General features: G+C 36.6%; 24 protein-coding genes. 18 read left to right on the forward strand and 6 right to left on the reverse strand.

Annotated features, from left to right (window positions below):
• Positions 1 to 71 precede the first annotated feature (71 nt).
• The 6 genes from NSQ89_RS01900 to NSQ89_RS01925 all read left to right on the forward strand — a co-directional run bounded on the left by NSQ89_RS01900 (position 72) and on the right by NSQ89_RS01925 (position 5,907).
• Positions 72 to 1,034: a ZinT family metal-binding protein gene (locus tag NSQ89_RS01900; RefSeq protein ID WP_341132155.1), complete on the forward strand. Its 963-nt coding sequence runs from the start codon at positions 72 to 74 to the stop codon at positions 1,032 to 1,034.
• A 108-nt stretch (positions 1,035 to 1,142) separates the two neighbouring features.
• The gene (locus NSQ89_RS01905; RefSeq protein WP_341132156.1) at positions 1,143 to 2,765 is read left to right on the forward strand and encodes a metal ABC transporter solute-binding protein, Zn/Mn family; all 1,623 of its coding nucleotides are present in this window, start codon (positions 1,143 to 1,145) and stop codon (positions 2,763 to 2,765) included.
• A gap of 840 nt (positions 2,766 to 3,605) precedes the next feature.
• Positions 3,606 to 3,953: a YkgJ family cysteine cluster protein gene (locus NSQ89_RS01910; protein WP_341132157.1), complete on the forward strand. Its 348-nt coding sequence runs from the start codon at positions 3,606 to 3,608 to the stop codon at positions 3,951 to 3,953.
• 47 nt (positions 3,954 to 4,000) lie between these two features.
• Entirely contained in the window at positions 4,001 to 4,468 is a 468-nt protein-coding gene (locus tag NSQ89_RS01915; RefSeq protein ID WP_341132158.1) for a DUF6323 family protein, read from the forward strand.
• Positions 4,469 to 4,471: 3 nt separating this feature from the next.
• The gene (locus tag NSQ89_RS01920) at positions 4,472 to 5,593 is read left to right on the forward strand and encodes a DUF6179 domain-containing protein (RefSeq protein ID WP_341132159.1); all 1,122 of its coding nucleotides are present in this window, start codon (positions 4,472 to 4,474) and stop codon (positions 5,591 to 5,593) included.
• Positions 5,594 to 5,634: 41 nt separating this feature from the next.
• A complete protein-coding gene (locus tag NSQ89_RS01925; RefSeq protein WP_341132160.1) occupies positions 5,635 to 5,907 on the forward strand; it encodes a hypothetical protein in 273 nt (90 codons plus the stop codon).
• Positions 5,908 to 6,145: 238 nt separating this feature from the next.
• Here the strand turns inward: NSQ89_RS01925 and NSQ89_RS01930 are convergent, their stop codons facing one another.
• Positions 6,146 to 6,676, reverse strand: a complete 531-nt coding sequence (locus NSQ89_RS01930; protein ID WP_341132161.1) for a GrpB family protein — start codon at positions 6,674 to 6,676, stop codon at positions 6,146 to 6,148.
• Positions 6,677 to 7,099: 423 nt separating this feature from the next.
• A complete protein-coding gene (locus NSQ89_RS01935) occupies positions 7,100 to 8,119 on the reverse strand; it encodes an ABC transporter substrate-binding protein (protein WP_341132162.1) in 1,020 nt (339 codons plus the stop codon).
• Between the two features lie 166 nt (positions 8,120 to 8,285).
• Here NSQ89_RS01935 and NSQ89_RS01940 point away from each other — a divergent pair, with 166 nt between their 5' ends.
• Genes NSQ89_RS01940 through NSQ89_RS01950 form a run of 3 tightly spaced genes read left to right on the forward strand, consistent with a single transcriptional unit; the run spans position 8,286 to position 11,169 of the window.
• Entirely contained in the window at positions 8,286 to 9,290 is a 1,005-nt protein-coding gene (locus tag NSQ89_RS01940) for a FecCD family ABC transporter permease (RefSeq protein ID WP_341132163.1), read from the forward strand.
• Positions 9,287 to 10,342 carry a FecCD family ABC transporter permease gene (locus tag NSQ89_RS01945; RefSeq protein WP_047943274.1) on the forward strand — a complete coding sequence of 352 codons (1,056 nt, stop codon included), beginning with the start codon at positions 9,287 to 9,289 and terminating at the stop codon, positions 10,340 to 10,342. Before NSQ89_RS01940 ends, NSQ89_RS01945 begins: the two co-directional genes overlap by 4 nt.
• A 17-nt stretch (positions 10,343 to 10,359) precedes the next feature.
• A complete protein-coding gene (locus NSQ89_RS01950; protein WP_047943273.1) occupies positions 10,360 to 11,169 on the forward strand; it encodes an ABC transporter ATP-binding protein in 810 nt (269 codons plus the stop codon).
• A 280-nt stretch (positions 11,170 to 11,449) separates the two neighbouring features.
• Here the strand turns inward: NSQ89_RS01950 and NSQ89_RS01955 are convergent, their stop codons facing one another.
• Together NSQ89_RS01955 and NSQ89_RS01960 are read right to left on the reverse strand one after the other, a co-directional pair.
• Positions 11,450 to 12,430 (reverse strand): aldo/keto reductase, encoded by a 981-nt coding sequence (locus tag NSQ89_RS01955; RefSeq protein ID WP_061799973.1) that lies wholly within the window; start codon positions 12,428 to 12,430, stop codon positions 11,450 to 11,452.
• A 42-nt stretch (positions 12,431 to 12,472) separates the two neighbouring features.
• Positions 12,473 to 12,616, reverse strand: a complete 144-nt coding sequence (locus NSQ89_RS01960; RefSeq protein WP_445668953.1) for an HPr family phosphocarrier protein — start codon at positions 12,614 to 12,616, stop codon at positions 12,473 to 12,475.
• Positions 12,617 to 12,917: 301 nt separating this feature from the next.
• On the opposite strand from NSQ89_RS01960, the gene NSQ89_RS01965 reads away from it, so the two are divergent.
• The gene (locus tag NSQ89_RS01965) at positions 12,918 to 13,826 is read left to right on the forward strand and encodes an AraC family transcriptional regulator (RefSeq protein ID WP_341132165.1); all 909 of its coding nucleotides are present in this window, start codon (positions 12,918 to 12,920) and stop codon (positions 13,824 to 13,826) included.
• A gap of 172 nt (positions 13,827 to 13,998) precedes the next feature.
• On the opposite strand, the gene NSQ89_RS01970 is transcribed toward NSQ89_RS01965, so the two are convergent.
• A complete protein-coding gene (locus NSQ89_RS01970; protein WP_341132166.1) occupies positions 13,999 to 15,132 on the reverse strand; it encodes a glycoside hydrolase family 88/105 protein in 1,134 nt (377 codons plus the stop codon).
• A gap of 186 nt (positions 15,133 to 15,318) precedes the next feature.
• Here NSQ89_RS01970 and NSQ89_RS01975 point away from each other — a divergent pair, with 186 nt between their 5' ends.
• The 6 genes from NSQ89_RS01975 to NSQ89_RS02000 all read left to right on the forward strand — a co-directional run bounded on the left by NSQ89_RS01975 (position 15,319) and on the right by NSQ89_RS02000 (position 22,056).
• Positions 15,319 to 16,116 (forward strand): helix-turn-helix transcriptional regulator, encoded by a 798-nt coding sequence (locus tag NSQ89_RS01975; RefSeq protein ID WP_341132167.1) that lies wholly within the window; start codon positions 15,319 to 15,321, stop codon positions 16,114 to 16,116.
• Between the two features lie 592 nt (positions 16,117 to 16,708).
• Complete coding sequence (locus NSQ89_RS01980) at positions 16,709 to 17,413, forward strand: response regulator transcription factor (RefSeq protein WP_095259454.1); 705 nt, start codon at positions 16,709 to 16,711, stop codon at positions 17,411 to 17,413.
• Positions 17,410 to 18,411, forward strand: a complete 1,002-nt coding sequence (locus NSQ89_RS01985) for a sensor histidine kinase (RefSeq protein WP_095259455.1) — start codon at positions 17,410 to 17,412, stop codon at positions 18,409 to 18,411. The genes NSQ89_RS01980 and NSQ89_RS01985 overlap by 4 nt, the downstream gene beginning before the upstream one ends.
• 82 nt (positions 18,412 to 18,493) lie before the next feature.
• The gene (locus tag NSQ89_RS01990) at positions 18,494 to 19,258 is read left to right on the forward strand and encodes an ABC transporter ATP-binding protein (protein WP_341132168.1); all 765 of its coding nucleotides are present in this window, start codon (positions 18,494 to 18,496) and stop codon (positions 19,256 to 19,258) included.
• Positions 19,233 to 21,131 carry an ABC transporter permease gene (locus tag NSQ89_RS01995; protein ID WP_095259457.1) on the forward strand — a complete coding sequence of 633 codons (1,899 nt, stop codon included), beginning with the start codon at positions 19,233 to 19,235 and terminating at the stop codon, positions 21,129 to 21,131. The genes NSQ89_RS01990 and NSQ89_RS01995 overlap by 26 nt, the downstream gene beginning before the upstream one ends.
• Positions 21,132 to 21,636: 505 nt before the next feature.
• A complete protein-coding gene (locus tag NSQ89_RS02000; protein WP_341132169.1) occupies positions 21,637 to 22,056 on the forward strand; it encodes a GNAT family N-acetyltransferase in 420 nt (139 codons plus the stop codon).
• A gap of 50 nt (positions 22,057 to 22,106) precedes the next feature.
• On the opposite strand, the gene NSQ89_RS02005 is transcribed toward NSQ89_RS02000, so the two are convergent.
• Entirely contained in the window at positions 22,107 to 23,222 is a 1,116-nt protein-coding gene (locus NSQ89_RS02005; protein WP_095259458.1) for an NADH-dependent flavin oxidoreductase, read from the reverse strand.
• 258 nt (positions 23,223 to 23,480) lie between these two features.
• Here NSQ89_RS02005 and licT point away from each other — a divergent pair, with 258 nt between their 5' ends.
• Positions 23,481 to 24,317, forward strand: coding sequence for a BglG family transcription antiterminator LicT (gene licT / locus NSQ89_RS02010; RefSeq protein WP_047943265.1), 837 nt, complete (start codon positions 23,481 to 23,483; stop codon positions 24,315 to 24,317).
• Between the two features lie 141 nt (positions 24,318 to 24,458).
• Positions 24,459 to 26,336 carry a beta-glucoside-specific PTS transporter subunit IIABC gene (locus NSQ89_RS02015; protein WP_047943264.1) on the forward strand — a complete coding sequence of 626 codons (1,878 nt, stop codon included), beginning with the start codon at positions 24,459 to 24,461 and terminating at the stop codon, positions 26,334 to 26,336.
• Positions 26,337 to 26,347: the final 11 nt, after the last annotated feature.

The following is a 26,347-nucleotide window of genomic DNA, read 5'->3' on the forward strand; positions in this document are numbered from 1 at the left end:
AGTGGTGTAAATGGTAGGTTATAAAACGTAATGGTTACGATTTATTAAAATACATAGAGAAGAGGGGAAAAATGAAAAAACTGCTATTTAGCGTTTCGTGCTTATTATTATTAAGTGTGTTCTTAGCCGCGTGTCAAGGAACTAAAGAAGAGAAAGCGAATAAAGAGGAAAAAGATGCAGCACAGCTTGTGCATGAAGCTCCGGAAAGTATAAAAGTGGAAGGAATTGCTGATCACTATCATACTGGAGATAAGATTGAGTTAACAGCGGTATTAGATAAAGAAACAGATGCTGATCATTGGCATTGGTATAGTCGAGAAAGTGCCAATGACGAATGGAAAGTTGTTTCTGGTCAAGAAACAGCAACATTTACAGGTGAAGCATCTGTTAATGGTTTAGAAATAAAAGCAGGCTTATTCGATAGTGATGATAAGGCAGTTGCCCAATCAGTGCCAGCTCAAATTGTCATTGATAATCATCATGGACATGATGAAGCAAGTAAAAAAATATATCAAGGGTATTTTGATGATAACCAAGTAAAGGATCGCGAACTATCTGATTGGGAGGGAGATTGGCAGTCTGTTTATCCGTATCTTCTTTCTGGAGATTTAGATGAAGTGTTTGCACATAAAGCGGAAAATGGCGATATGACAAAAGAAGAATATAAGGAGTACTATACAGTAGGCTATAAAACAGATGTAGATCGCATTACCATTAAGGATAATGTGGTGACCTTTTTCGAAAAGGATAAAGAATATTCAGGAGAGTATAAATCAGATGGTTATGAAATACTCACCTATGAAAAAGGAAATAGAGGTGTACGCTTTATTTTTAAATTAGTAGATGGATCCAAGGAGATGCCTCGATATATCCAATTTAGTGACCATAATATTTTTCCAGTTGATTCCGCCCATTACCATCTATATTGGGGAGACGACCGAGAGAAACTGTTAGAAGAAGTGACGAATTGGCCAACGTATTATCCATCTGAATTAGATGCTGATGGGTTAGTCCGGGACATGTTAGCACATTAATATTTATTAAAAGTAACGATGTTTATTTGATTTAAATAGAATGAGAAAATACTAGTTTTTAAATCGTAATCATTACGCTTTGTTTAGGCAAATGAAAGGAAGAATAAGATGAAAAGGAATTGGTTACTAGCTATTTTTCTAGGTGTAATAATGAGTGTAGTTCTTTTAGGGTGTCAAAAGGGAGAAAGTAGTTCGGATGATAAAATTTCAGTTGTGACATCCTTTTACCCAATGTATGAATTTACTCAGCAAGTGGCAGGAGATCGGGCAAATGTGTCGTTAATGGTCTCAGATGGGCAAGATGCCCATCACTATGAACCAAGTGCTAAAGACGTAGCAAAGGTTAATAAAGCAAATGTTTTCGTCTATAGCAGCGAAGAAATGGAGTATTGGGTAAACAGCTTATTAAAATCGATAGATAACGATAATCTTGTAATAGCACGCACGGCGGATGGACTAGATGTAGAGGATACGAATGAATCAGGTCATCGTCATGAACACGATCATGAAGATACCGATGGAGAAGCAAATCAGGAAAGTGATGAAAAAATAACAATCCAAGGAAAAGCGGACCACTATCATACTGGTGACATGATTGAATTAACAGCAAAATTAGAGGGAAAAGTAGACTATGACCACTGGCATTGGTATACGAGAGAGAGTGCGGACAAGGAATGGGTAACTGTTCCGAATCAAGGCGGGCCTAAGTTTAAATATGAAGCAGCAGACGAAAGTTTCGAGGTTCGAGCAGTATTATATGATGATAATCATAATGAATTTGCCGTGTCAGCCCCGATAGAAATAGTTGTTAATAATCATGGCCACGATCATGGGGAGGAAGCTAGTCATGAGCATACTGATGGAGAAGAAGGCCATGACCATGGAGAGAAAGCCGACAAAGATCACGACCATAAAGGTGATGCAAGTGTAGAAAAAATTGAAATTGTTGGATTAGCGGATCATTATCATACAGGAGATGTTGTATCACTTGTTGCCGAGCTTAAAGAAGAGACGGATTACGATCATTGGCATTGGTATACACGAGGCAGCGAAGAGGAAGATTGGGAAGTTGTATCTGGCCAAGGAAGTGACCATTTTGAATACAAAACAACTGGGGAAAGCTTTGAAGTGAAAGCCGCACTATTTGACGAGGAGCATCATACATTTGCCGAATCCGAGCCTGTAACTGTTTTTATTAATGATCATAACAATCACGATCCACATATTTGGTTAGATCCAGTGTTAGCCCAAGAGCAAGTGAAGATTATTCGTGATGCATTGATTAAGGCTGATCCAGATGGAAAAGACATCTATGAAAAAAATACAGAAGCTTTCATTAAAGAACTTCAAGCATTGGATAAAGAATATGAAACTACTTTAAAAGATGCCAAGAACCGAGCTTTTGTCGTACAGCACCAAGCATTTGGATATCTTGCAAAGCGCTATCATCTAGAACAAATTGCCATTGGCGGCTTATCTACAGAAGTAGAACCAAGCCCATCTCGTATGGCAGAGATCGGAACACTTGTTAAGGAACATAAAGTTCCAGTTATTTATTACCAACATGGAGCAAATTCCGCAATTGCAAAAACAGTTGCTAATGAAACAGGGACAAAGACAGCTGTTTTGTATGATTTAGAGGTTTTATCTAAGGAACTGAAAGAAAAGGACTTAGGCTATCTAGATGCAATGCGCGAAAATCTGAAAGCATTACAGTTAAGTGTTAAGTAACAGAAGTTGAGTCAAGTTAAATAGACTACTCGTTAATATGGAGAAAAATATAAATAGGAAAAACGTCTCAAGGTAGAGGCGTTTTTTCTATTTTTGTCACAAGAGAATATAATTCTTAAATATTAAAAAACACACCAAAAATATTGACAAAAAAATTCATTTATGCTATAATTTACTTTTATTAAATATGATTATATAATAGGATTCTCCTGGCCAGGAGAATCCTATTTTTTTTTGTTCTAATATGAAGTATCAAGAAAGATGAGTCAAGTTTAATCTTGTTATTATCAGCTTTTGGAAATCCTATATAGTCAATTTGAAGAAAAAGGGATCCTTAGAGAGGTGAAAGTATGGTAAAAATGGCTTCAGTAAGTGGCGAACCAATGAAGTTATATTTTTCTTATGAGATGAAATGGAGAGAATGTTAGAAAAAAATCCTCTTTACTCATTTATGAACATTTATCACCTGAAAAATTAGTTAGATGTCATTTGACGATTGAAAAGATTCCTAGCCCTTGAAACTTCATTACATTCATACGATCAAGAAACATAACACAACTTTAAATGGATGTGACTGAAAAATGACCGAATAATCTGTTGTTAGTGCTTACCCTGGTAATTGTTTTTTAAATCCCTGTTGAAATTTTTATCTAATTCTTCGCAAAGCATATATATACAGTTTTTTATATTTAGTGACTAAAGAAACAACTTTATTATTGCTATTGAATAATAGAACAGCATATGAATGCCGCTTTATACTCCAATTTTGTTATTAACTAAAAAATCCATATCATTGAATGGATCTAAACACCTTACCTTTTTTAGGAGATGATTAGATTAGTGGAAAGTCTACCTTGTAATGGCTGCAAAGGAATGTGTTGCGGTCCTGTTCCTATTACAAAAGATGAGTTGAAGAAAATAAAAAAGAAGATAAAATCTATGCCTAAAAAAACACGCCTAGATTTAAAACACCAACGGCGTTATTTTGGGACCTGTATTTTCTATGACGAAATAAACGATCGGTGTGGTATTCATTCAGTACGTCCATCAATTTGTCGAGCGTTTGGTTATTATAATAATCTTATTTGTTTTCGTAATCCAAAATTAGCTTCTAGAAGAAACTATACGACCAACTCGCACCCTATCGGTATCTTAAGTGTTGATTTTACATGGAGTGACTTTATTTAGGAGAAAAGTCAAAACTTTTTAGGGGGCTAGAGGAAGGGAGAGAGCTTATGAATTTAACCGAAATTTTGAATTCCATCCAATTATCTCACATGTCCAAGACAATGATGGAACTACTTAGTTTAAATGAAAAAACGAAAGAGCGAGGTTTGGCTCTAACGCCAAATGATGTAAAAACGTTGGTGGTGTTCAGAAATAAAGTGCTGCGTGATCATGCGAGAGTTGAGCTGGACATTGGAGTGTTAAAGGAATTAATTGAGGTGTTTTCTACTTCACCCTATATGGAGCGGGAGCATTATGTTGAAACGATAAATGAACTTCAGGAGATTTTTTATTATCTTCGAAATGAAACGGAAGATAAGATTGGGGACGTACAACTTATTCAACGGATGAATGATTTTTATAACGGTCCCTGTGCAGGATCTTTAGAACTATTAAAAAGTAAAATGGAAGAACTTGCAGAGAATTTCAGAAGGGATATGATGTGTCGTGATTCTTTATTTGAAGGTGATGATTAATGCGTGGAAATAGATAAAACACAAGATCGCTCTCGCTCGATTTCTAATATTATTATCGATCGATCGCGGTTAAAACGAAGTCAATATATCCTGTCTCTTTTGCAGGAAGGTCAGAGAGTGGGGATTATTACCAATCAGAAGTCTTACCAGATACAAGTAGAGATTATGCAAGTTCTACAGCAATTGATACGGCGGTATACCCAAGGAAAAAGTACGTCGGTGACAGCGGAAACAGCGGAAGGTATCATGGCATCCCTAATGTATGCTATGGATGCCTATGCACTTCATTTTAAGGATCCTGAAGAAGCTATTGCGCATATAAATTTTGAGAATATAAAGAATATACATGCTAAAGGTGTTGAATTACTTCGCCATTACTTCGAGGACGCTAAACAGCTGTATCAAGAAGTAAAAAAGATGAAATTAGATGTGCCTGTTGATGCCTATAATATGACCATTGATGAATCATTACCTGTATTTATGAACCATTATAATATTATTTTTGAGGCCCAAAATACAATGGCGAGTATTGACTATCCTTTAGCTATTGATGATATGCGACTTCAAGGTGTTTTTTATATGAAACAATATTTAGAACGACTGCGAATGGAGACAAGATTCTGTCATTTTTTTAGTCATCAAGAATTATTGTATGTTTTGACAAATTTCGAGAAAATATGTCGCTTTAATTATCGAATTGAGCTATTCAATATATTTGAGCTTTTAGTAAATAATGCTGTTTTTTCACTATTATCCGGAGGAAAAGCTACTAATGTTAAAATTTCGGAAGTTCAATTTGGTCAGTTGAGCAGAATGTTAATAGCTTGTCATACTAATCAAAGAACTAAGTTGATTCATGAAGCGGTCGATCAATTGCAGGAAACCTTACAAACGGATCAAGCACTTACCCGTTATATCAATTTGTATCGAGATGAATTGATTCAAAGGGTAAATAATGCAGCAGAAATCGGTAGCTTCGAAACGTTGATCATCAGAGAAGTCGAAGAGCCCAAAAAAACAATGGTCTTAATGTTAAGTGAGAATGATCGAATGAGTGATATTCAAATGCGGAATTTAGTAGATCGTATTATGGAAAGTGACAACACAGAAAAAAAGTTCAACTAATTCGGAAGCATTTTGTATCATTACATGATTATCTAGATTTATTGAATTCGGGATGTCTTTATGGTGGCGAATATGATGCACTTTTTGATACTTTCGATGATATCGAATTAGCTATTTTAGCCAAAATCGTATTTTATGAGAAATTACGAGGGGGAATGCGCGATTTCTCAGACATTGTTGCTGACGGTGTTGAAACAGAGAATGAGTGGGAAACACATTATATAGGGTTTATGCAGCAGCTAGAAGACAAGTGTATCGGAGCTGTTGGACGCCTTATCCATGATATTGATTATGATGATATATCGTTTTATTGAGTAAAAATATATAAAACGACGATTATTGGTTGGATATATAAATTAAACCTATTTAAGATAATTAACTTGTGTAAGTTTAACTGCACCTTTAGTTGCCCAAGAATAAGCGATGCTTCTTTATTGAAGCATCGCACCCTATTATGTAGATCCATTAACTATAGAAACGGAAATTTGAGCAATGCAGCCCTTTTTATTAAATAATAAAAGCTAACTATTAGTTAATAACTTAGCTTAGTTATTAGCTCTGTAATTTTTGGCTTGCCTCATACCATTTCAATGATTCTCGTTCAATTTCCTTAACAAGATAATTCTTACCTTTTATGTATGACTCAATATCATAGGGGAATTGCTGAGCCAGTTTGTCTTTTAGATAAGCATATTTCTTCATATAGTCTGTATGTAAAATCAAATAATCGCGAAAAGCTAAGTGTCTTTTTATCTCATAACTTCCAGTTTGATAAATATGAACGTGATGAGTACGATTTTCCCCGCCTTTTTGAAAATATCTCCGTTTAGGTATACCGTTTTCTCCTTTCGGCTCATAGCCAATTTCTTGCATATATATATTATAATTATCAACTGTATTAATATCTCTAACGACAGGCATTATGTCTATTATTGGCTTTGCTTTTAACCCTGGAACAGAAGTACTGCCAATGTGATGAATATCTACAATTTCATTTCCGAAGATGGTTTGTAGCTTCGCTGCTTCTTCTTTAAACATTTGCTTCCATTTTTCATCGTATGAAAATATTTCTACCTTACGCAAGATAATTCCTCCAATCCATCCAAGTTTTTCATCTTTATCAAGCTATTTATTATCTAAATTATTGTTAACAGTTTGTGATATAAAAAAGAAATGTCCTATACAATAAGAAGTATACAGAATAATAACACATATTGTTTCAAATACCTCTAATATTTCTTGTTATATGCACTTTGCATATATATCTACTAAAATCTTCCTGCCGATTTTAGATTTTAGCGACACAATGGACCTCTTTAAAAAATCTCCCATTTTTTCTAACAATCTCGTATATGCTCACAAACATTAAAGCTGGCTGAGGGGGATTACCACAAGTCTTCATTTAAAACTAATAAAGCCCAATCAATTATACGAAATCACGTTAGCTTCTCCGTATAATTGCCGGGCTTTATTGGGGGTGGCTTATCGCGTCTTTCTTTAGGGTAGCTATTTATTTAGCATGATCTCTTCCAGTTCATCTAGCATTTGATTGGCTGCGATAACCCCGCCTGCTGTATTCCATACTGCATCGTTTACTTCATAAGCATTTCCTTTTTTGACGACATCTAGGTTCTTCCACAGGGAGTCGCTTGTCCATTCCTTTGCTGTATCTAAGGCTTTTTGGTCATCTTGTGGAGCATAGGTAAAGTAGAAAAGGATATCTGCATCCATTTTCGGGATAGCCTCTTTTCCTACTTCAATAGCAAGATTACCAAGCTGATTATCAGCAGTGAAAAGTGATTTTTGCTGTTTGGCACGTTTGAATCCTAATTCATCCAAAATTACACCTGAAAAGGAGTCCGTATAATATATCCGGGAAGTTCCAGCCATAAATCGAACCACAGAAACTTCTTGATTCACTTTATCCCCTAATTTTTCTTTTACTTCTGCAACATGGTCTTCAAATGCGCTAAGCACTTTTTTCCCTTCTTCTTCTTTGTTCAGTGCTTTTGCATATAATTCAAAGTTATCCTTCCAATCACCTCTTAAAGTTTCGGAAAAAACAGTTGGAGCGATAGCACGTAGTTTGTCATAGATAGCTTCTTGGCGTATCTTTGTCCCGATAATTAGGTCTGGTTTTAATGAAGCGATTTTTTCTACATTTACTTCATGTTCTACTCCAACTACTTCCACACCATCCATATCTTTTTTGATGTGATCGTACCATGGATTTCCCAGCCATGATTGGACGGCCCCAACTGGCTTAATCCCTAAAGCAAGAAGTGCTTCTGTGCCTTCATTCGTCAATACGACAACACGCTTTGGTGTCCCTTTAATTTCCGTTTTTCCCATTGCATGTTCAATTGTATAAGGTTTATTATCCGATGTGTTTGTATCGCTGGAGGTTTCTTTATTTCCTGATACTTCTTTTTCGTTATTTCCGCATCCCGCCAGCACAACAAATATAATGACCAACAGTGATACCAGCATTGGAGTAAATCGTTTTTGTTGAAAATATGTAAGCATATTTTCCTCCCCTTTTTTATTTGATAATGATTTTCAATAACAATTAGATATTATTTTATAATGAAAAATATGTCAATCATTAATTGAAAATGATTCTCATAGTCATTGACAGTCCCTATGACTTCTCCTAAACTAAAAATAGAAACTATTAGAGAGGGAAAACTACATGTTACTATTGAATAACAGAAGGAGAATCATTGGGCTTATTATTGGTTTACTATTATTATGTACTATTTTCATTTTTAGTATTGTACTAGGTTACGCCGATACGAGCTTTAAGACAGCCATACAAGCTTTTCAGCAGTTCAATGGTTCGAATGAGCATATTATTATTAAAGAAGTTCGCCTTCCTAGAGCATTAATTGGAACTATCGTTGGCAGCAGTTTAGCGATTACAGGGGCTTTATTACAGGCACTGACTAAAAATCCATTGGCTTCTCCGGATATACTGGGTATTAATTCAGGAGCCAGTTTTTTTGTCATTATAGGACTTTTCTTTTTTTCTATTAATTCATTACAAGCATTTGCTTGGCTAGCCTTTTTAGGTGCAGCCGCCGCTGGATTTATTGTTTATTTTCTAGGTTCTTTAGGTAATGAAGGACTGACACCAATAAAATTAACACTAGCCGGCGCAGCCATGGCAGCCATGTTTTCATCGTTTGCTCATGGATTTTTAGTCATGAATGAATCTGCCTTAGAAGAAGTATTATTTTGGATGGCTGGTTCCGTCCAAGGAAGAAGCTTGGAGATTTTATTTTCTGTTCTACCTTATATGATTATCGGAACTTTGCTAGCTTTTTTAATTTCTAATAAAATGAATGTTTATAGCATGGGAGAAGATGTAGCAAGAGGACTTGGCCAGCGTACAGGTACCGTCAAATTGCTGATTGGCATCTCGGTTATCCTGCTTTCGGGCTCGGCGGTTGCAGTAGCTGGTCCCATTGGCTTTATTGGTATAGTTGTTCCTCATATAGTAAAATGGCTGGTCGGTAATGACTACCGCTGGATACTACCCTTTTGCGGCATTACAGGAGGAATCTTGTTATTGTTGGCCGATATTGGTGCTCGATTAATCCTTATGCCCCAAGAAGTACCTGTTGGAATAATGACTGCCATCATTGGCACCCCTTTCTTTATATACATAGCACGAAATGGAGGAAAGTCTTCATGAAGAAATATTTATCGTTTAGAACGGCCAATGACAAGATTTCCTTTTTAATGGATCGTAGAGCATTATTCCTTACATCTATATTCCTTATCATTCTGCTAGTAGCTTTTTTCATAAGTGCAGGTATCGGGGAAGATTACATTTCTCCTTGGCAGATCATAACTATTTTATCTGGGCATGGTTCGGATTTTGACACTTTAATTGTCCAGTCGTTCCGAATGCCGCGAATTCTCTTAGCTATATTAGTGGGGATGAGTTTGGCAGTTGCTGGGGCTATAATACAAGCTGTTGTACGAAACCCTTTGGCTTCTCCTGATATTATTGGAATTACAGGTGGTGCCTCAGTAGCTATTGTCCTATTTTTGGCTTTATTTAGTGACATGAATCACTCATTAACGATAAGCATTAAGTGGATGCCTTTAGCAGCTTTTATCGGGGCATCCTTTGTAGCGTTTCTACTATATGTACTTGCATGGAAAAAAGGTGTTTCACCTGTACGTCTCGTCCTAGTTGGAATTGGTTTATGGTCGTTAACAAAGGCATTGACCAACTTGTTCATGATCTTAGGGCCTATTTATCAGGCTAGTCAAGCAAATATTTGGCTTACTGGTTCTGTCAGTACTGCCGATTGGAAAAAGATTCAGATTGCTGCACCTATTATTCTTCTATTATTGATACTATCATTTATTATGGTAAGGACTTTAAACATTCAAGATTTCGGAGAAGAAATAGTAATTGGCTTAGGTTCTAAAGTACAGCAGCAGCGCCTTTTTTTATTGCTGATTAGTACAGCTTTAATTGGCACAGCTGTAGCGTTTGCAGGTGGAATTGGCTTTGTTGGGCTGATGGCACCTCATATAGCTAGAAAATTAGTTGGTTCTTCTTTTGGTGCGCTATTGCCTTTATCTGCTTTAATTGGCGCAATTCTAGTCCTCATAGCAGATACAATCGGTCGAACTCTATTCCTTCCGATTGAAGTTCCTGCGGGAATATTTACTGCTGCTATTGGAGCGCCCTATTTCATTTTTCTTTTATATAAGCAGCGAAAAGTATAGGAAGGAGAAGTTAAACAATGGTTCTTTTAGAGACAAATTCCTTGACCTTATCTTATGGAGATACAGTCATTATAGATGATTTATATATGAAGATTCCTAAAGGAGAAATCACTGTGTTTATTGGCAGTAATGGCTGTGGAAAATCAACACTGTTACGTTCATTAGCTCGTTTATTAAAACCACAGTCTGGATCCATTTTAATTGAAGCACAAAAAATTTCTGAGCTGTCCACCAAAGAAATCGCCAAACAATTAGCAATTCTTCCGCAAGGCCCTGTTGCTCCAGAAGGGTTAACGGTTTTGCAATTAGTAAAACAAGGCCGTTATCCATATCAAAAATGGTACAGACAATGGTCGGAGGAAGATGAACAAATCGTTCATAACGCTCTTGAGGCGACTGGTATGTCTGCACTGAGCGATCGTCTGGTTGATTCGTTATCTGGAGGACAAAGACAACGTGCCTGGGTTGCAATGACCCTTGCACAAAATACCAATATTATCTTGCTGGATGAACCGACAACCTACCTGGATATGACCCACCAAATCGAGGTTCTGGACTTATTATTCGAATTAAATGAAAAAGAAAACCGTACGATTGTAATGGTTCTTCATGACTTAAATCTAGCCTGCCGCTATGCCAATAATCTGATTGCAATTAAGGATAGATCTGTTTATATACAGGGAAAACCGGAAGAAGTAATTACAGCGAAGATGGTTAAAGACGTTTTTAACCTAGAATGTGAAGTGACTGAAGATCCTCTCTTTGGGACGCCATTATGTATCCCTCATGGCAAAGGTCGCAATATAAAAAAATTGCATGATTATTAATGGCTCCATCAACCAATTGACAATTTTGCATAGTAGGGGCCCATTTTCAATTACTACATTATATAAGCCCTTCATAACAGGAGGGCTAATGTATGTTTCTTTTCTTAATTAAGTTATTATTAATTATTAGGCTGAAGGGAACATTCTGACGAAGAAATAAATATAAGATTATTTCCTAATCTATAAGGTAGTGATTTAAAACCAAAAATCAATTTACTTCTGTAAGCTGTCCGAATTTGTCTCTTTTATTTAAAGAATATGCTTCAAATGAAATCACTCATTAACTATGTCCAACTATTAAATGTGGTATATATGGCTCTTCTAGAAATGCAGCCTCATTCGCTGTTAACTTAATGGTTAGGGCACCAACGGCATCTACCAGATGAGATATTTTAGTTGCTCCAATGATAGGGGACGATACCGTTTCTTTTTGCAGCAACCAAGCAAGCGCAATCTGAGTACGGGGAACACCATATTTTTTTGCAAGTTCTGCAACTCGCTCTACCACTAATCGATCAGTATCCGCAGTTGCGTCGTATTTAGATTTTTGAATTTGATCTGTTTCTGAACGGTACGTTGTTTGCGACCAATCACGCGTCAATCTCCCTGATGCTAGTGGACTGTATGGTGTTACACCGATTCTTTCCTCCTTACAAAGTGGGAGCATTTCTCGTTCTTCTTCGCGGTAAATAAGGTTTAAATGATTCTGCATGGAGACAAATTTAGTCCAGCCATTCTTTTCTGCTACGTGTAGTGCCTTTTGAAATTGCCATGCAAACATAGCAGATGCCCCAATATATCTTACCTTACCAGCCTTTACAATATCATGTAATGCTTCCATTGTTTCTTCAATAGGAGTATGGTAATCCCAGCGATGAATAATATAAAGGTCTACGTAATCTGTTTCCAACCTGTGAAGACTTTTATCAATTTCACTCATAATTGCTTTTCGTGAAAGTCCGGATCCATTTGGTCCTTCATGGATTTGCCCATATATTTTCGTTGCTATTACCACTTCATCACGATTCGCGTATTCCTTTAGAGCTCTCCCTAGATATTCTTCACTTGTCCCTTGAGAATACACATTTGCTGTATCGAAAAAATTAATCCCCAACTCAAGTGCTTTATTGATAATAGAACGAGACTCCTTTTCACTAAGTACCCATTGGTGGATCCATTTGTTCGCATCCCCAAAGCCCATACAACCTAAACATAATCGCGATATATCTAAGCCTGTATTACCGAGTTTTGTGTATTCCATGTTAATCCCCCTCGCTGTTTGAAGTTATTTCTATCTTGCTATTTATAAATTCATCCTACCAAATTGATCCTCAATTAATTGCAGAGCCTGAACTTCATCTATTCCCACGAACCTTATGTGGAATAGATCACCAGGTCTAATATCAAGGGACATAACATCCATGATTGACTCAAGTGTATAATCCAATTCAACTGTAATCCCTTTGTATTCAACAACTACTTTTGATAGATGTTTATTAGAAAATACGTACTAATGTACTTGCTAGACGAGCCAATCCAATACTAGCGCTAAAGTGATATTGTTTTTCAATCATGACATTTACTCCTAGCTCTTTTTGAATATATTAGGCTATGTCTATTATGCAACAGATGAAAGCGTAAACGTTATCTTAATCATTTCAAGTTTTTGCTTAATCCTATCAAAATCATTTACACAATCGACAAATATAAGATAGAATGTGACTATCAAAAATGCTGGAGAATCCCATATGTCTAGAAAAATCAACTTACATCTGCAAGAACTTGCCGAACTCATTGAACGTTATTCAGAAGAGGATGGGGTTCATTCAACTGCTATCCACTCACTCTTCCTAATCCGTGAATCAATTACTTCCGAACCAATTGCCAGAGTAAACGAAACATCCTTTTGCCTTATCGTTCAAGGGGAGAAGGAAGTATTATTATCAAAGGAACGCTTTAGGTATGGTTATGGCAACTACATTGTTGCATCAGCTGACTTGCCGGTTACCGGAAGAGTAGTAAAAGCCTCTTCTGACACTCCTTATTTGGCTCTTAAGCTTGAATTTACACCTCATCAAATCGTAGAAGTATTGAGTGAAGCTGATATTCAAATGGGCATGAAGAAAAATACCAAGCGTGCTATGTATGTCAGCAAGATAGAGCCATTTCTTTTGGATGTTGTTATTAGGTTAGCTAGATTGCTAGAAAAACCGGAACATATCCCCGTACTAGCACCGTTATTTACAAAGGAAATTCTCTATTGGATTTTACATGGTCCGCACGGAGAATCTTTAGAACAAATGGCTATAGAGGGCAGCAAAGGTAAGCGAATAAGAAATGTTATTGAATATATTATCAACAATTATACTCGCTCTATTAAAATTGAGGAACTTGCAAAAATAGCTAATATGAGTAATGCTTCTCTCCATAGGCACTTCAAAGAGGTTACAGCCATGAGCCCTAATTATTTCAAAAAACAATTGAGACTCCAGGAAGCTAGGCGCTTATTATTAGCTGATTCGTCAGATATTGCTAATATCGCATTTAGGGTAGGCTATGAAAGTCCATCGCAATTTAGTCGAGATTATTCTCGTATGTTTGGTCTTCCACCAAGGGAGGATGCTAATCGAATGAGAGAGAAATCAGATAAAAGATAAATCGGGTGCTCTATGCTTTTGCTTCTTTCTATACAAAGTATCCGAGAAAACAGGACAGAAGGATAGGGGAAGAGAATTTATATTTATCATTAAGTAGAAGGGGCAATCGATAGAGTTTGCTTTTTTTAGGCTGAAAAATCGCCCCTCCACTTTATCTTGTTGGAATGTAGCTTTAACTCGCTTGCTGACCTAAAGCATGGTTCATTTCGACACACATGAGAATAAAAGCACCTGCCCCATGTAAATCGTTCTCGCTAGTAGGACGGGCAATATAGTGTTGATAGTCCCCGATTCCTGTACCAATGCAGATATTACCAATGATTAGATTTCCATTCGTATCATATTTTAATGTATCAATCACACCTTGATAGCCTTTCTGAGCAAATGGCAAATACTTGTCTTCTAGATAGCCTAAACGGACTGCTTTAGCGATGGCATGAACAAACAGGGAAGAGCAAGAGTTTTCCAGCCAGTTGTCGGATAAATGTCCTTTATCAATTACCTGATACCATAAACCGCTGTTCGAATCTTGGTATTTGGTTAAAGCAATTAACAGGTCTTGAAGCATACTTGTTAGTGCTTTTTTATCTTTATGGTCCTCAGGGAGGTATTCCAATATTTCCAAGAGAGCTGCAGGGACCCAGCCAATTGCTCTGCCCCAAAATTCTGGAGCGGTTCCAGTAATGGGGTCAGCCCACTCCGCTGCTTTGGTTTCATCCCAGCCATGATATAACAAGCCAGTTTCTGGATCCTTCGTATGTTTCTCCAGTAATAGTGCTTGGTGTGTGATCATGTCAGCATATTCTGTTTCTCCGAAGGCTTTTGCAAACTGGACGGCAATTGGGCCTCCCATATACAAACCGTCCAGCCACATTTGATTTGGATAATGTTCCTTATGCCAGAAACCGCCAGAGGGATTGCACTTTAAGGTCTTTAATAAGGGAACAATATGATAAAGTGCTTTTTTGTATCGTTCATCGCCTGTTTGTTCATAAAGATTGAAAAGAAGCACACCTGGCTGCATATCATCCAGTTCATCTACTTTTAATTTGGTGACGCTTCCATCTTCGCGAATATGGCTGTCGACCCATTTCTTTATATAAGTAAAATACTTATCCTTTTTTGTTTCTTTCCAGCATTTCTCCATCCCAGATAAAAAGACTCCTTGATGATAATGAAATCGTTCTGGTGGAAGTTGTTCAGCTTCAAATTTAGTCATTATTGTTTCGCAAGCCTTCTCCGCCCATTGGATAGGGGTTAAAGTTTCATTTGCCTTCACATAAGTGCTAGATTCAGAGAATGTCAACCTGATATTCCTCCTTCCTAAATATAAGACTAGGGTAGCACAGAATTATGTACTATTTTTGCGAGAAAATCTAAAAACTTCTTATATCTTGCAATTTTGGATACGTATAATAAAGAGGAGCAATGGGGAAGGGAGGGGAATAAACTGAGAGATATTTTATTTCATAATGCGGAGGAAACATTCATAGTGTCCCAGCGAAAAGCATTAAGCCATCATATGCCAGCTAATCATTTCCATAGTACATTTGAAATCTACTATTTAATCTCTGGCAAACGGGAATTTTTTATTAAGGATCGTACTATAGTAATTCACCAAGGAGATATTGTTATTATTTCTCCTAATATCCTCCATCGGACAACAAATACAGAAAAGCCAAAACATGAGCGGTTTATAGTTAATATTCATGAAAAACATCTTGCGCAAATAAGTCCTTCTTATCTAGATATTTATCAACCCTTGTTTGAGAATGATTACCTTATTGTTAGGTGCCCGCTGAATGAGTTACTTGCCATAGATAGTCTTTCGCAAAAGGTTATTGAAGAGATTCAAGAGCAAAGACCAGGCTATGAAATATATATCCAAACATTGGTCCTGCAGATGCTTATTATTTGCTGCCGGCATATTAAACAAAATAACACGCAGCCATTAGAATCGCCGAGCCCTATGCATGAGAGGATCTCGGAGGTTGTACGTTATCTCAACAGCCATTATATGAACAAACTTTCGCTTCAATCAGTGGCAGAGAAATTCTATATTAGTCCATACTACTTAAGTCGTTTTTTTAAAGAGGCAACAGGGTTTACCTTTGTAGAGTACTTGAACAGTGTGCGGATTAAAGAGGCGAAGAAGCTATTGGAGAGTTCTTCAATGAAAGTAAACTTAATATCCAAAAAAGTTGGCTTTGGAAGTGTTACCCATTTTGGCAGGGTATTTAAGGAAGTGACTGGGTATGTTCCATTGTATTATAGAAAAATGAAGAGATAGGAAAGGCGATGCCTGAAATGTCGGGAAAAAATTAAAAGAATGGATACCTCTGCTAAACTAAACGAGAATTATTAACGTTAACATTTTGACAGTGATTTATTATAGAAGGGATAAGATTATCTGTGCTTTTTTCGCAAGAAAATGATAACGTGAACATATTCCTCAAATACCATCGAAGGAAGGGAGACATTTTATGAGGCTAAATAAATTAGAATTTTTCTTGCGACGGATTCAACTGTCCAGAAATACGAAGATGGTAAAGGTCAAGAAGGCTAGGAGAGTTTCTTCAAAATTATTTCCCAAAAGATGTTCAAATAATGAATCATGCAATCGGAGGAAAAAGCTCGAAAACCTTTGGCTAGTAAGACAGATTAAAAAGAATAACGGAGGACATAGGTGCAGAAACAATATGAAGCAGCGATTGTCGATGGTGCAGGAGGATTTCAGCGTATCAGCTTTGAGACAGGGAGGCAGAAGTCCTTTTGCTTCTTTTTTTGTTTTCTCCCTTCCCTTCTACAAAACCTAATCTTGAACAGAATCTCCTCTTAAATTAAACTTAAACTAAATCATCAAGTCCTAGGAGAAACTAACGATGCAAAAAATCATGATTATCGAAGACGATGTAAAAATCGCAGAACATCTCAGTGCCTACATAAAGAAATATCAATATGAAGTTATCACCGCAATTGATTTTGAAACTATAATGGAGACATTTAGAAGGGAAAAACCAGACCTTGTTCTATTAGACATTAACCTTCCAAGCTTCGATGGTTACTATTGGTGCCGGCAAATTCGCAAAGAATCCCTTTGTCCGGTCATTTTCATTTCAGCAAGAACGGGCGAAATGGATCAAGTAATGGCAATTGAAAATGGTGGGGATGATTTTATTACAAAGCCATTTCATCCTGATATTGTGATGGCGAAAATTAGAAGCCAGCTCCGCCGAGCATATGGGGAATATTCCTTAAAACATGAGGAAAGAGTGCTTCGTGAAGGGGATTTGAGCTTATATCCAGAACGGTTTGAATTACGATTTAAAGACAAAGTAACGCAATTAACGAAAAAAGAAACAGACATTATCGAAAGCTTACTTGATCGCTACCCACGTGTTGCTGGCCGGCAAGATTTATTAGCAAAGCTTTGGGATGATGAAGCATATGTCGACGAGAATACATTGAATGTGAATATCACGCGTGTACGGAAAAAATTTCAAGAGCTAGGGATTGAGGAGGCAGTAGAAACAGTAAGGGGAGCGGGATATCGCTTGCGGCCGACTTGGAAAGAGGAACAAGCATGAAGCTATTTATTCGCGAGCATTTTTTATTTATTATCATACAGCTCATCCAATGTCTTTTGATTCCGTTTATATTTTGGCTGGATGGTTACCGAGGAATTAGAGTATGTCTATATGCTATTTTCTTATCAATCGTATTTTTAACAGTATTTTTACTATATCAATATGTGAGTAGAAGGAAATTTTATCAAAGGCTTGAACATTCAATCGGAACATTAGATGGTTCTTTGGATACGACGGAAGCAAAACCAATTTCGGAAGCTCTCGATCAGTTGCTAATGGTACAGTATCGTTTATACCAAGAAGAAATTCAAAAAGCAGAGGACAGACAAGATGAGCATCTCCTCTTTATGGATCGCTGGGTCCATCAAATGAAGACACCTCTTTCGATTATTGAGCTGACAGCACAAACGCTTGATGAGCCAGAATCATCGAGTATCCGGGAAGAGACAGACCGAATGCGAAACGGGCTGAATACTGTTCTTTATATGGCGAGACTTCGCACCATTGCAGAAGATTTTCAAATTAAGCCTGTCGTTCTTTCTAAGTTAATACATGAGGTGAATCAAGAAAATAAGCGTTTTTATATTCGCAATGAAGTGTATCCGCAATTTAAAGAAGAAAAGCAAGGCATTACTGTAGAGACAGATGAAAAGTGGCTATTCTTTCTCCTGACACAACTTGTTCATAATGCTGTGAAATATTCGGCAGGGAAAACAAATCATCTCATTATTTCTTTATATGAACAATCAGGAGAAGCTGTCCTGGAGGTGCAAGACTTTGGTGTTGGTATACCAATTGTAGATCAGAAGCGTATTTTTAATAAATTCTATACAGGAGAAAATGGCCGCAAATATCGAGAATCTACCGGTATGGGGCTTTATTTAGTAAAAGAAGTGGCAGAGAGATTAGAGCATCGTCTGGAATTGGAATCAAAGGTCGGAATAGGTACAACGATAAGGATTATTTTTTCGGATACACAAAACCTTACATCAATGTAAGATTGCTGAAAGCATAATCGATAGTATGCCATATCCTCTACAGGCTATACTTTTACTAGAATTGTTAGAGAGGAGAAGGATTATGCTTAAACTTACAAACGTAAGTAAGGTTTACGAAGGAAAGGTAGCTTACCGTGCCCTTACTGATATTAATTTTGAAATTGACAAAGGTGAATTTGTGGTGATTATGGGGCCGTCTGGAAGTGGAAAAACAACGCTGCTTAATATCATTTCTACGAATGATGGTCCAACTACAGGTGCTGTGGAAATAGAAGGGAAAATGCCTCATAAGCTAAAGAAAAACGAACTAGCTAAGTTTCGCAGAAATGAATTAGGCTTTATCTTTCAGGACTTTAATTTATTGCATACTTTAACAGTGGAAGAAAATATCGTTTTACCATTAACATTGGATGGCTCTCCTGTTAAGGAAATGAAGAGGAAAGCAGAAGAAATTGCTAAGGAATTGGGGATTACAACAATTCTGAATAAACGCACATATGAAATCTCAGGTGGGCAGGCGCAGCGGGTTGCTATTGCCAGAGCAATGATTCATGAACCAAAGCTATTATTGGCAGATGAGCCCACAGGAAATTTAGATTCAAAAGCAGCAAAAGATGTGATGAATATGCTTGTCTCGATTAATGAAAGGAAACAGACAAGTTTATTAATGGTAACACATGATCCCCAAGCGGCTAGTTATTCTGATAGAGTAGTCTTTATTCGTGATGGAAAGCTACATTCTGAAATACATCGAGGAGATAGTAGACAAGCATTCTTCCAAAAAATAATCGATATGCTTTCGTTGATGGGAGGCGACGGCAATGACTTTTCGTCAGTTCGCGTTTAATAACGTACTTCGTAATAAACGGCTGTATATCGCTTATTTTCTCAGCAGCATGTTTACGGTGATGGTATTCTTCACCTTTGCTATCTTTGCTTTCCATCCAGCCTTTTCTGGTCCCGACATGAATAGTAATGCACTATTTGGTATGGGTGTTGCTGGCGGAATTATTTATATCTTTTCTTTCTTTTTTGTTTTATATTCTATGAGCTCTTTCTTACAATCAAGAAAGAAGGAATTTGGCTTATTAATGATGCTTGGGGCATCTAACCGGCAGATTCGTCTTTTGGTTTTTCTAGAAAATATTCTAATCGGCTTTTTTGCCACAGTGAGTGGGATTCTCGCAGGCTTAGTATTTGCGAAGGTAATTCTTTTGATTGCCGAGAATGTATTAATTATTACAGAATCACTCCATTTTTATTTCCCTACATTGGCAATTGTGGTGACCTTTATTAGTTTTCTGATTCTCTTTTTCTTTATTTCTATCTTTGTTTCCTTTATTCTTCGTACCAATAAGTTGATTGACTTAATCAAAGGGGATAAAAAGTCAAAAGGAGAACCGAAAGCTTCATTATTTCTATCAATTTTAGCAGGATTGCTCTTACTTGTAGGATATGTTATTGCAATTTCTGTAGAGGGAATATTGGTTGTTTACGCGCTGGTTCCAGTTGTTCTCTTAGTAACACTCGGAACCTATCTCTTATTTACTCAACTGAGTGTGTATTTTATCCGCAAGATAAAAGGGAATAAGTCTATTTTTTGGAAAAAAACAAACATGCTCTTGTTTTCCGATTTATCTTTTCGCATGAAAGATAATGCAAGAACCTTTTTCTTGGTGGCGATTATATCAACAGTGGCTTTTAGCGCCATTGGAACATTATATGGTTTCCAATCCTATATAACAAAAGGAATAAAAGAAATAAATCGCTATACTTTTACTTATTCTCCATTGGAAGAGGACAGTGAAGAAGTAATTGCCAAAGATAAGAGTAAAATGAATACATTAATAGAAAATGAAAAGCTTGATGTGAGCAGTGAAGAGGCTCAATTGAATTATTACAAACTAGCTGGGGAAAAGAAGAACGTGTTAATTGCACGAGCATCTGATTACAATCGTTTTGCCGAGCTAATTGGAGAGGCGAAAATTCATCCTAAGGAAGATGAAGCCATTGTCGTAGAACAAAGTGATGCTGTCTTAAAGGAGGGCGGACAGAAACCTAGCAAAAAGCTATTGGAAACGGCCATTCCTTTAAAAGGCGGCCGAGAATTAACGCCTTCTCGAGTAATAGATGCGTCTGTTTTAACAGAAATAACGGCTTATTATGTAGTAAATGATAAAATTTATGATCAGCTGGATGATCCAATAAAAAGCAAGCTAAGTGTTGTATGGCAAGCGAAAGAAGGACAAGAAGACAAAGTCCTTGCAGTTGGGGAAAAATTGGATGAGGAATTATCCTATAAAGCTTTTTCTGTTGACTATGCCATATATCAAATCAATAAAGCGTTTGGACCTATTCTGTTCATTGGCTTGTTTATTGGGATTGTATTCTTCGTTTCTGCAGGAAGCTTCCTTTATTTCCGATTATTTACTGATTTAGAGGAAGAAAAGCGCAAATTCCAATCGATTGCTAAAATTGGATTAATGGAGACGGAGTTGAAAAGAGTCGTCAACAGACAAATAGCTCTTTTATTTTTCTCACCGATTATAGTCGCTTTAATCCATGGTTCTGTCGCACTTATTGCCTTATCCAATATGTTTGATTTTAATATTACAAGAGAGGCAGCATTGGTGTTAGGAAGCTTTGCTTTCATACAGATTCTTTATTTCTTAATCGTTCGCTATTTTTATGTAAAACAAGTGAAGAGAATGATTCTTTAATGGATATATTAGGCAGCTCCCTGAAAAGGGAGTTGTTTTTATATAAAGAAAAGGACTGTGGATTTTTGAAGATTTATCTAATTATTATCATTTATGATGTGGTAGTATATTCCATATAGGGATAAAAAGAAGTTGTTTATCTTTGATATAAATAGCTAAAAAAAGAGGATGGTGGTTGGCTTCAGGCCTTAGGAGTGACTATAATCGAAGCTTATTTCCTTGTTGGCAGCTTTTTCTGTTTTTATTACAGGCTTAAATGGAAGGATCGCACGGAATGGAATTTAATTTCCCCATCACAATTGGGATTCTACTCTTCTTATTTGCAGCTTTTAGTTATTTTGATTTTATGCTTGGCAGAATAATAGTAGGTATACCGGGGATTATTTTGATAGTGGGTAATAAGTATTTTGCGTAACTTTATAATCTTTCAACAATGTTAGTAAAATCCAAGATTTTTCTATGGAATGATTAGAGACGGAATTTGGAGGCTGTGGAGGTAAAATACTTGAAAACCTATCAGTTTGAAAACAATATCCCCACCTTAACTGAATATAGATCTTTGTGTGAATCAGTAGGATGGGCAAATTTTATGAATTTTGACGTGGCCGAAACCTCATTAAGGAATTCGCTATACTGCATTACTGTAAAGGATAAGGAACAAATTATTGGGATGGGCAGAATAGTCGGTGATGGAGCGATTTATTTTTATATTCAAGATATAGTGGTCCATCCAGATTATCAGAAAAATGGGATTGGAAAAGAAATAATGGCGCTTTTAGTTGAATATTTGAAATCGAATGCCCCAGACAAAGCGTTTGTTGGTTTGTTTGCTTCACAAGGTAAAGAAACGTTCTATGAGAAATATAATTTTAAGGACTTCTCCCCAAATATGACAGGAATGTTTACTGTGATTTCCAAAAAATAGACATCAAAAGCACCTGCTAGCAGGTGCTTTTGATAAAGCTGCATTCTTTTTTATACACCAGGGAACCAGCCGGGTGCATTGATAATGGCATTCCAGAGTGGATCTGGAATGACGAGTTCTTTTTGTTTTTCTTTATTCAGTGTTGTAGCAATTGTATCTTCTTTTCCTTCCGCTAGCTTTTGTACCCAATGTGGTTCGATAATAAGGCCTCTACCTAATGCCAGCAAAGATACTCCTGTTTGTAATGCTTTTTGAGCATCCTCTGCAGTATAAATAGAGCCAACGCCAATTAACGGTACACGATTATGGATGGTTTCAAGTAAATAGGCAATACGAGTTTTGGATATATCCTCTACTCCTCTTCTTGGTGTTGAATGGAAATCCTGTAGAGATACATGTAAGTAATCCAGTCCTTTATCGGCAAGTTTATCCACTAGAGCAAGGGTATCGTCCATGGTAATTCCAGGTGTTTCAGGCTCCTCAGGAGAAAAACGATAACCAACAATGAAAGGAGAGGCAGCATGTTTTTCAACTATACTTTTAACCTTATCAATAATGGCTAAAGAAAAAGTCATTCGTTTTTCAAGGCTTCCACCAAAGCGATCTTCACGGCGGTTAGAATGAGGAGAGAAAAATTGTTGAATAAGATATCCATTTGCTCCATGAATCTCTACTCCATCATAACCAGCTTCAATAGCACGGCGAGTTGTTTCTCCGAAAGCATCGATAATAGCTTCGACTTCAGCTTCTGATAATTCTCTTGGAATAGCATTTCCTTCTCCTTCAGCAGGAATATTACTAGCACTCACGACATCTCCATTTACTAAGTCAGGAGGGCACATTCGTCCACCGTGGAAAATTTGCAGAACTGCTTTTGCGCCTTGTTTTTTAATACTAGAAGCTAATTTTGTTAAGCTAGGAATAAATTCGTCGCTATAGGCAGCAAATTCCCCAGGAAATCCTTGACCATTACGCGTAACATTTGTACAAGCAGTAATAACCATGCTAACTCCAGCTGATCGATGTGCATAATAATCAACTTCTTCTGCTGTGACTGTTCCATCTTGATTAGAAGAGAAATTAGTCATGGGAGCCATAACGACTCGATTTTTAAGGGTTACACCATTAGGTAGTGTAAAAGAAGATAAAAGCTCATTGTTATTCATCTATTATTTTCTCCTTTTAAAAGTATTAGTGTCATTATATAGTAACAAATACTTTGGATAAATTTTTATGCTTACATAGTTTTTCCGTTTTATTTTAGGAATAAACAAAGGCAGCTTGTCTCAAGATTTTAAAAAATATCAAATTGACAGTAGAAATTACCTATGATAGACTGATTTTAAAGGATTGTTACCGCTTTATTGTGGGCTATACCTATTTTTTGTTGTAGTGAAAGAAAATAAAAGAATAGGGACTATCTTATGAACGTATGGAAAGTAATTAATAATAATATCGTATTGTCTAGGAATGATGATAATCAAGAAGTTGTCATTATGGGTAAAGGGCTTGGCTTTAAGAAAAAAGCAGGTGATGCTATTGATGAATCGAAGATTGAGAATATGTATCTCAGTTCAAAAGAGTGGAGCGTCAATAAATTAACTCAAATGCTTTCTTCTATTCCGATGGAACATATTCAAGTGGCAAATGAAATCATCAGCTTTGCAAAAGTATCGCTTGGAAAAAAATTAAGCGAAAATATCTTCTTAACATTAACCGATCATATCAGTTATGCAATTGAGCGCTATGAGAATGGCATGGAAATTAAGAATGCTCTTCTTTGGGAGATTAAAAGATTTTATAATCATGAATTCTTAATTGGGAAAGAAGCGTTATCGATTGTAAAAAACAGACTCGGTGTTGACTTGCCGGAAGATGAGGCTGGATTTATCGCCTTGCATATTGTGAATGCGGAGCTTGATATGGGTCAAGTAAGCAAAGTATCAGAAATGGCAAAGGTTATCCAGAATATTCTTAATATTGTAAAGTATCACTTCAAAATTGATTTAGACGAGTATTCCTTAAATTATGAACGATTTATCACCCACTTGAAATTTTTCTTTCAACGAATGTTTAGTGGGGTTAAATTGGATGATGCCGGAACGTCTAGTTTTATTTTCATGCTGAAGGAAAAGTATACAGATGAGTATGCTTGTGCTCTAAAAATTAGAGAGTACATTAAGAAAGAATTTGGAAGAGAATTAGAAGAAGATGAGTTAATCTACCTGACGATTCATATAAAAAGAATAACTAGTGATTAGGATTGTTACTGATAATGCAGGCTATACCTAAATGAACCTCTAACTGTTTGTGAGGTTTCATTTAGGTATTTTTTTATTCCTTTTAAACTACAACTACAACAAATATTTTTTAGCTTATAAAAATAATGGAGGGCAAACCAAATGAATTATCAAGATTTGGCTAAAGTGATTATCGATAAAGTTGGTGGTGAGGAAAATGTTAAAAGTTTAACTCACTGTGCTACACGGTTACGATTTAATTTAAAGGACGATCAGAAACCAGATGAAAAAACATTGAAAAGTACGCCAGGAATAATGGGAGTAGTTAATAAAGGTGGACAATACCAAGTCATTATTGGAAGTGATGTTGGAAATGTCTATAAAGAAATTATTACACAAACTAATATTGCTAATGATGAAGCTAAGAGTGAGGGAGAAGATAAGCGTTCTGCTTTTGCAAAGGTCATCGATACGATAACAGGAATCTTCACCCCGATTCTCCCAGCGATTACAGCGGCAGGGATGCTAAAAGCAGTACTTTCTATATTAGTAGTGTTTAAAGTTTTAACAACAGAAAGCCAAAGTTATCAGATTATTAATTTCATGGCAGATGCAGCTTTCTATTTTTTACCTATCTTACTAGCTGTCTCATCTGCTCAAAAGTTCAAAGCCAACCCATTTTTGGCGATGATGGTCGGGGGAATCTTGCTGCATCCTAACTTTGTGGCAATGGTAAATATCGCGAAAGAAGGCGGAGAAGCCATTAAACTTATGGGACTTCCTATTTCGGCCGTTTCCTATTCTTCTTCTGTTATCCCGATTATTCTTTCCGTTTGGTTTATGTCTTATATTGAACCACTTGCAGATAAAGTTTCACCGAAAGCTATTAAGTTCTTTAGTAAACCAATGATTACCATTTTTATAGTAGGAACAGCAAGTTTAGTAGTATTAGGACCAATCGGTTATTTAATCAGTGATGCTATCTCAAACGGAATCACCGCATTAGAATCTGTAAGTCCATGGATCGTGCCGTTATTGGTTGGTACATTTAGTCCATTACTTGTGGCAACTGGTACGCACTATGGTCTAGTGCCAATTGGAATTAACAATCGTATGACAACTGGTTATGATACCGTGATTTATCCAGGTATGCTTGCATCGAACGTGAGTCAAGGGGCTGCGGCTATTGGGGTTGGTGTTAAGTCAAAAGATAGTACAATTAAACAATTAGCTTATTCTGCTGGTCTAACTGGTTTGTTTGGTATTACAGAACCAGCTTTATATGGAGTAAACTTACGCTTTAAGACACCTTTATATGCTGCTATGATTGGTGGAGCAGCAGGCGGGCTATTCATGGGTATTTGTAGAGTCCGTAACTTTTCTGGCGGTTCACCTGGTCTATTAACATTACCTAGTTATATTGGAGATAATACACTAAGTTTCTTCTATTATGCATGTATTGGGGCAGCTATTAGTATTGTTGTAACATTTATTGCGACATTAATTTTATACAAAGACCCTGTTGCAGAAGAAAAAGAGGAAGCTGATGAATCAACAACAAAGGAAACACCTAATTTGAGTATCGGTGGTGCAACAATCGTATCTCCGCTGCAAGGAAATTTACACAGCTTAAAATATGTAGATGATGGTATGTTTTCTGAGGAAATATTAGGACAAGGTGTAGCCATTGAACCAGCCGAAGGGACTGTGCTTTCCCCTGTAAATGGAATAGTTAGTGCGACATTTGAATCAAAACACGCTATTGGTATTACTAGTGAAGACGGAGTGGAGCTATTGATTCATGTAGGGATCGATACGGTTCAATTGAATGGAGAAGGATATGAATATTTTGTTGAGAAAGGACAAGAAATTCAAATAGGAGACAAATTGATTCAATTTGATTTAGAGGGAATCAAAGCAAAAGGATATAAGGTAATTACACCTGTTGTTATTACAAATTCAGCAGAAGTAGGAGATATTCTAATTGCAAATGAAGGTCCCATTCACTTTGGTGAAGAAGTAATAAAAGTAATGAAATAGGAGGAACAAAC

This window comes from Niallia sp. FSL R7-0648 (genome assembly GCF_038007005.1).
Lineage (GTDB): Bacteria > Bacillota > Bacilli > Bacillales > Cytobacillaceae > Niallia > Niallia circulans.